General features: G+C 38.5%; 6 protein-coding genes. 2 read left to right on the top strand and 4 right to left on the bottom strand.

The window, feature by feature from the left end:
- The coding region (locus tag CYP54_RS05075; RefSeq protein WP_181001526.1) for an McrB family protein at positions 1-1,034 on the top strand (1,034 nt) is incomplete at its 5' end.
- Positions 1,009-2,205: an McrC family protein gene (locus CYP54_RS05070; protein ID WP_103604440.1), complete on the top strand. Its 1,197-nt coding sequence runs from the start codon at positions 1,009-1,011 to the stop codon at positions 2,203-2,205. The genes CYP54_RS05075 and CYP54_RS05070, both read left to right, overlap by 26 nt.
- 16 nt (positions 2,206-2,221) lie before the next feature.
- Here CYP54_RS05070 and CYP54_RS05065 read toward each other — a convergent pair whose 3' ends face one another.
- From CYP54_RS05065 to CYP54_RS05050, 4 genes are all read right to left on the bottom strand, one after another.
- Entirely contained in the window at positions 2,222-3,277 is a 1,056-nt protein-coding gene (locus tag CYP54_RS05065) for a glycoside hydrolase family 3 N-terminal domain-containing protein (RefSeq protein ID WP_103604439.1), read from the bottom strand.
- Positions 3,274-4,164: an NAD(P)H-dependent glycerol-3-phosphate dehydrogenase gene (locus tag CYP54_RS05060; RefSeq protein ID WP_103604438.1), complete on the bottom strand. Its 891-nt coding sequence runs from the start codon at positions 4,162-4,164 to the stop codon at positions 3,274-3,276. Before CYP54_RS05060 ends, CYP54_RS05065 begins: the two co-directional genes overlap by 4 nt.
- A gap of 12 nt (positions 4,165-4,176) precedes the next feature.
- Entirely contained in the window at positions 4,177-5,598 is a 1,422-nt protein-coding gene (gene gatB / locus CYP54_RS05055) for an Asp-tRNA(Asn)/Glu-tRNA(Gln) amidotransferase subunit GatB (RefSeq protein WP_103604437.1), read from the bottom strand.
- A 163-nt stretch (positions 5,599-5,761) separates the two neighbouring features.
- Complete coding sequence (locus CYP54_RS05050) at positions 5,762-6,445, bottom strand: F0F1 ATP synthase subunit A (RefSeq protein WP_103604436.1); 684 nt, start codon at positions 6,443-6,445, stop codon at positions 5,762-5,764.
- Positions 6,446-6,458: the final 13 nt, after the last annotated feature.

The raw sequence follows: 6,458 nt of genomic DNA, 5'->3' as shown, positions 1-6,458 counted from the left end.
CAAAAATACTTAATGATGAGTGCCCTGAAGCCATAGATCTTTACGAAAAATATAAAGAGATAAAAGATAAAAAAGTAGGCACAAGCTACACAAAAGAAAATTTTAAATTTATAACATTTCACCAAAGCTACGGATATGAGGAATTTGTTGAGGGTATAAAGCCAGTATTTGATGGCGAAAACGAAGATGGCGATATAACTTATGAGATATCAAAAGGAATTTTCTATCAGTGCTGCGAAAATGCCTTACTTCTTAGTGATTACAAAGGCAAACTTAGGGACTTTTGCGATTTGCCAAAAGATGAGCGACAAAAGTTTTTTAATGAAAACACACCAAAATATGCCATCTTTATCGACGAGATCAACCGCGGAAATATCTCTAAAATTTTTGGTGAGCTCATAACTCTTATAGAGCCGTCAAAAAGGCTCGGAGCAGATGATGAGATAATGGTCGAGCTGCCATACTCAAAAGAGAAATTTGGAGTGCCGTCAAATTTATACATAATAGGCACGATGAATACAGCAGATCGAAGCATAGCCCTTATGGATACGGCTCTTAGAAGAAGGTTTGAGTTTGTGGAGATGATGCCAGAATACGACACGCTAAATGAAACAATCATTGAAGGCATCAATGTAGGTGAAATGCTAAAAACGATAAACGAGCGCATAGAGTATCTTTATGACAGAGATCACACGATAGGGCATGCTTATTTTATAAATGTGTCAGACATGGAAACGCTTGCAAATGTCTTTAAAAATAAAATTTTACCGCTACTACAAGAGTATTTTTACGACGACTGGGAGAAAATAAGGCTCGTACTAGGAGATAATCAGAAAAACGAAGATCTTCAGTTTGTTAAAATTAAGAAAAATATGGCTGCAAAAGAATTATTTGGATCAAAAATCGACGATATAGACGATAAAGTCTTATACGAGATAAACAACCAAAAAACTTTCAACAACCCTCAAAGTTATATAAAAATTTACGAACAAAATAAAACGCAAGACAATGACCAAATACTTAATAGAGTTTGAAAAATTTCGCCCGGAAGACGACCAAAACCTATTTAAAGCCGTAGATGCATTTACTAGAGAAAATTTTGCCACAGTGGAGTTTTTAAAGCCCGGCAGAGACAAAAAGGGCGATTTTTTACAAGCTCAAAACTACGTCGGTATCATCCAGACAAAAAGTGGCGATAGCCTTGAGATACTTCCCAAAATCCACGACAACGATAATAGCAACAACGAGGAAGCAGTAGAAAATTCTAAAAGAATTTTACTGAGAATGTTAAAAACCTTAAAAAACCATCCATTTAAAAATATAAACATTGCGAATTTAAAAAGCTTGAATCTACCACTTCTTGAAATTTTTATATCGATGTTCTTAGATGAAGTATCAAAACTCATAAAAATAGGCATAAAAAGCGACTATGTGGAGCTAGAAGATAACCTAAAATTTTTAAAAGGAAAGCTGAAAATCTCTGAGCAAATACGTAAAAATATCGTCCATAAAGAGAGATTTTACGTTTGCTATCAGGAATTTTCCATAGATAGAGCCGAAAATCGTCTCATAAAAAGTGCACTCGAGTTTTTATACAAGCGCTCAAAATCAAGCAAAAATCAACAACTTATTAGGGAATATTTATTTATCTTTGACGAAATTTCATCTAGCTCCGATATAAACGCGGACTTTAGCCGCTTAAAACTAAATCGCCAAACAAAACACTATGAACAAGCGCTTTTATGGAGCAAGATATTTTTACAAAACAAGTCGTTTAGTCCGTATGGAGGTAGCGAAATAGCCTTTGCTTTGCTTTTTGATATGAATAGACTTTTTGAGAGTTACGTCGGAAATTTTACAAAGAAAAAGCTTCCGGATGCTATATTGCAGCATCAAGGAAAATATCTTATTGAAGAGCCAAAAAGAGACTTTTGGTTAAAGCCAGATATATTCTTAAAAGATAAATTTATAGCTGACACAAAATGGAAAATCGTAAAGTCAAGAGATGATATCTCACAAGCCGACCTATATCAACTCTACGCTTATGGTAAGAAATACGAGTGCGGCAGGCTTTATCTTGTCTACCCAAGAATAAGTGGCGTTGACCAAAAAGCTATGAAATTTAAATATGAAAACAATATGTGGCTTAATGTTTTATACTTTGATTTAGAAAAAGACGAGATTGCTAGAAATTTACTAGCCTAATTTATAAAAGCCAAATTTAAAGCTTCGCTTTTAGAGCCATTATCCTCTTATAAGAAGCGTCGATTCGCTCTTTGCTGATCTTTTTCTCATTTACTGCATCGATTATAATCTGAGCGACTAGATCGGCTGTTCTTTGGTTATTTATCTTAAACTCGCTAAAAAGTAAGATATCGCCACCAGCGTTTATAAATTTCACCACTTTTTGCGCCAAAGCTTCGTCGCCAACGCCTTTCATCAGCATATCATCGCTGATAACTACACCATTAAATTTAAGCTCATTTCGCAAGAGATCGGTTATTATTTTTTTAGAAAGTGTGGCTGGATTGTCCTCGTCGATGCCTTTTACAAAAAGGTGTCCGACCATGATGATCTGCGCTCTACCAGTGCTTATGGCGTCTTTATATGGTAGCAGCGCATCCTTGCTTAGTGTGACCTCGCTCTTATTTTTATGCGAGTCCTCTTTTGAGCTGCCATGCCCTGGAAAGTGCTTAAGTGTCGTTAGGATGCCCTGCTCTTTAAATGCGTCCATAAAGGCATCAGCGTAGATCACTACCTTGCTTGCATACTCGCTAAACGCCCTTTGCTTTGCAGCAATTATCGGCGAGTTTTCATCGTGTAGATCGACCACTGGAGCGAAATTTAAATTTATGCCACACTCCTTTAAATTTATAGCCATTTTTGAGTAGAGATCGTATGCGCTTTTGATATCAAGCGTGCTTGCGACCTCGTATGCGCTAGGATATGGGCCATCAAAGCTCTTATCCTTCATGCGGCTCACGTTACCACCCTCTTCGTCGATAGCGACGAAAATTTTAGGACTTTTTTCTTTGATCGCCTTTATGCTAGCTTTTAGCTGGGCTTTACTAGTAACGTTTCTGCCAAGTAGCATCACACCGCCAAACCTCTCATATCCAGCGTCGCTTAGCATCGCACGAAACGCAGCGTCCTTTGTGCTAGCTCCATTAAAGCCAACCATTATCATCTGCGAGACCTTAGCTCTTAGGCTCACTTCTGCGCCGCTTAGTTCCAGAGCAAAAATGGCTACAAAAAATATAAATTTTAAAGCTTTCATCTTCTTCCCAAAAGTGATTTTACGCTCTCAAAAACATCTTTGCCATTTAGCATATTTTCAACCTCGCTTGCGATTGGCACATATATGCTCTTTTCTTTAGCAATCTTGCTAATAGCCCTTGCAGTATCGACGCCCTCTGCCACTTCGCCAAGCTCATTTAAAATTTTTTCTAATCTCTCGTGTCTTGCGATGCCAAGACCTACGCGGTAGTTGCGCGAGAGTATCGATGAAGCGGTTAAGAAAAGATCGCCTGCACCGCTTAGCCCCATAAATGTCTCATCTTTTGCGCCAAAAAATTTGCCAAATCTAGCCATCTCGACAAGCCCCCTCGAAATGAGGCTAGCCCTTGCGTTGTTTCCAAGACCAAGTCCGTCGCAGATGCCACCAGCTATGGCGATCACGTTTTTATATGCCCCACACACTTCAGCGCCGATCACGTCATCTGAGGTGTATGCTTTCATATAGCTTGGAAAAAATGAGGCAAATTTTGAAGCTAAATTTTGATTTTTAGAATTTACCACCAAAGCGCAAGGCAGCTTTTGCATGATCTCTTTTGCAAAGGTTGGCCCTGAAAGAAAGGCCAAATTTTCACTATCAACAAAATTCTCGTAAATTTCATTTAAAAATTTAAGATTTGCCGTATCTATGCCCTTGCTGGCGACTAAGATCTTTTGACCTTTGTTTTTGTAGTTTTGCTTTAGCCATAAATTTGTGGCTTGAGTTGGGATCGTGCAGACTAGATATTCGCATTCCAAAGCTTCATCCAAGCTTACAAAATTTGAAATCTCTCTTGGCGTTCTTGAGCTGATGACACACTCGTTATTTTCACTAAATGCGTGAAATAGTGCACTGCCCCACTTGCCAGCTCCGATGACTGCTATGCTCATTTTAGCCCTTTTTTAGCCTATTTTGGCCTTTAAAAGCTCATTGACCTTGCCTGGGTTAAAGGCACCCTTGCCCTCTTTCATCACCTGACCAACAAAGAAGCCAAACATCTTATCTTTGCCGTTTTTATACTCTTCTACTTTGTCGGCGTTTGCAGCTAAAATTTGATCTATGATCGCGATGATAGCTGAGTCATCGCTCACTTGTTTTAAGCCAAGTTTTTCTATGACACTATCAACGTCCGCGTCGTTTTCCATTATGTAGTCTAGCACCTCTTTTGCGGCCTTGCCGCTTATCGTGCCATCTTCTATACGTTTTAGTAAATTTATCATTTTAGCACTATTAACGGGGCTTGTCTCGATCGTTACGCCATTATTTAAACGGCCAAGAAGCTCGACTATCAGCCACGTAGTAGCAAGCTTTGGTTGAATTCCAGCAGCGATCAGCTCTTCAAAATATCTAGCCATCTCAACGCTTTGGGTTAAATTTAGCGCATCACTCTCTTTAACACCTAACTCGCTAACATATCTTGCCACCTTTTGCTCGGCAAGCTCTGGAATTTTTATCGCTTCGTTATACATCTGCTCTGACACTTCAACAGGCAGCAAGTCAGGGTCAGGAAAATACCTATACTCCGCGCTATCCTCTTTGCCACGCATCGATCTTGTCACTAAATTTGTCGTGTCAAACAGCCTTGTCTCTTGATAGACTTCTTGGTCGTATTTGCCATCTTCCCAAGCTACACTTTGGCGCTCCACCTCGTAATCGATCGCTTTTTGGATAAATTTAAATGAGTTTAGATTTTTTATCTCAACCCTTGTGTAAAGCTTGGTATCGCCTTTTGGACGGATAGAGACGTTTGCGTCGCAGCGAAAGCTGCCCTCTTGCATATTTGCATCACTTATATTTAAAAAGCGAAGGATCGAGTGCAATTTTTTAAGATAAGCCACCGCCTCATCACTGCTTCTAAGATCTGGCTCACTAACTATCTCAAGAAGTGGCGTGCCGGCTCTGTTTAGATCAACCAAACTCTCGGTTTCTTCATGGATGTTCTTTCCAGCGTCCTCTTCAAGGTGTGCTCTTGTTACACCGATACGTTTTTTAGTACCATTTACGTCGATTATTAGCTCGCCACCTTCTACGATAGGGATCTCAAACTGGGAAATTTGATATGCCTTTGGAAGGTCTGGATAGAAGTAGTTTTTTCTATTAAAGACTGATTTTTTATTTATCTTAGCGTTTATCGCTGTGCCAAAGCTGATCGCCTTTTTAACGGACTCTTTGTTTAGCACAGGTAGCGCTCCAGGTAGAGCTAGGCAGGTCGGACAAACGTGAGTGTTTGCCTCGTCGCCAAAGCTAGTCGAGCAAGAGCAGAAAATTTTAGTTTTTGTATTAAGCTGAGTGTGAACTTCTAAACCGATAACGACTTCAAACATATTTTTACCTTTAAATTTATACAAATTTTTAAGGCGTATTTTAGCGATACTTTCTTTTAAAATATCTAAAAATGAGCGTTTTGACTGGAAAATAAAGAAGGTGATTTAAAAATTTAAATAGTTTTAAAAAGGAAAAAGCCATATAAAAATATGGCTTTAAATTTTAATGCTCGTGCTCGCTAATAGCAACGGCACCAGCTAGATAAACGTAAGTTAGCATCATGAAAATAAATGTTTGCAAAACAGCCATAAGTGTTAGAAGTGCGAAAGCTGGAAGTGGAGCAAACCAAGGTGCAAGTGTAAGCATCGCTAGTAAGAATAGATCATCGCCCTTGATATTACCAAAAAGACGAAATGATAGCGAAACTACGCGTGAAAGATGTGAGATGACTTCAACTGGAAACATAATAGGAGCTAGGAATTTATTCGGTCCCATAAAGTGTCCAAAATATTTAAAAAAGCCATTTTCTCTAATGCCCTCAAAGTTGTAATAAACAAATACAACTAAAGCCAAAACTAGAGTTAAATTTAGACTTGATGTTGGTGACTCAAATCCAGGAATAATACCTACAACATTTGAAAAAAATACGATAAAACCGATAGTTGCAACAAGTGGAAGATATTTCCTTGCTAGTTTTTCACTACCTAAAGTATCTCTTCCCATCGATATAACGCCCTCTAAATAAGCTTCAACTATATTTTGAAGACCTCTTGGTACAAGCTGCATCTTACTCCTTGCTATATAAGCAACTATGATAACAATCAAAGCTACAAGTAGAAAGTGAAACGCATAGATAAAGGCGTGGGAGCTATCTAGGAAATTTGAAAATAGAAACAAATCTTTCATTAATTTACCTTGG

The sequence above is a fragment of the Campylobacter concisus genome, assembly GCF_002914005.1.
In the GTDB taxonomy this organism is placed as follows: Bacteria; Campylobacterota; Campylobacteria; order Campylobacterales; family Campylobacteraceae; genus Campylobacter_A; species Campylobacter_A concisus_N.
The sequence above is the reverse complement of the archived record's forward strand: the minus strand, read 5'-3'. Positions and strand labels throughout refer to the sequence as shown.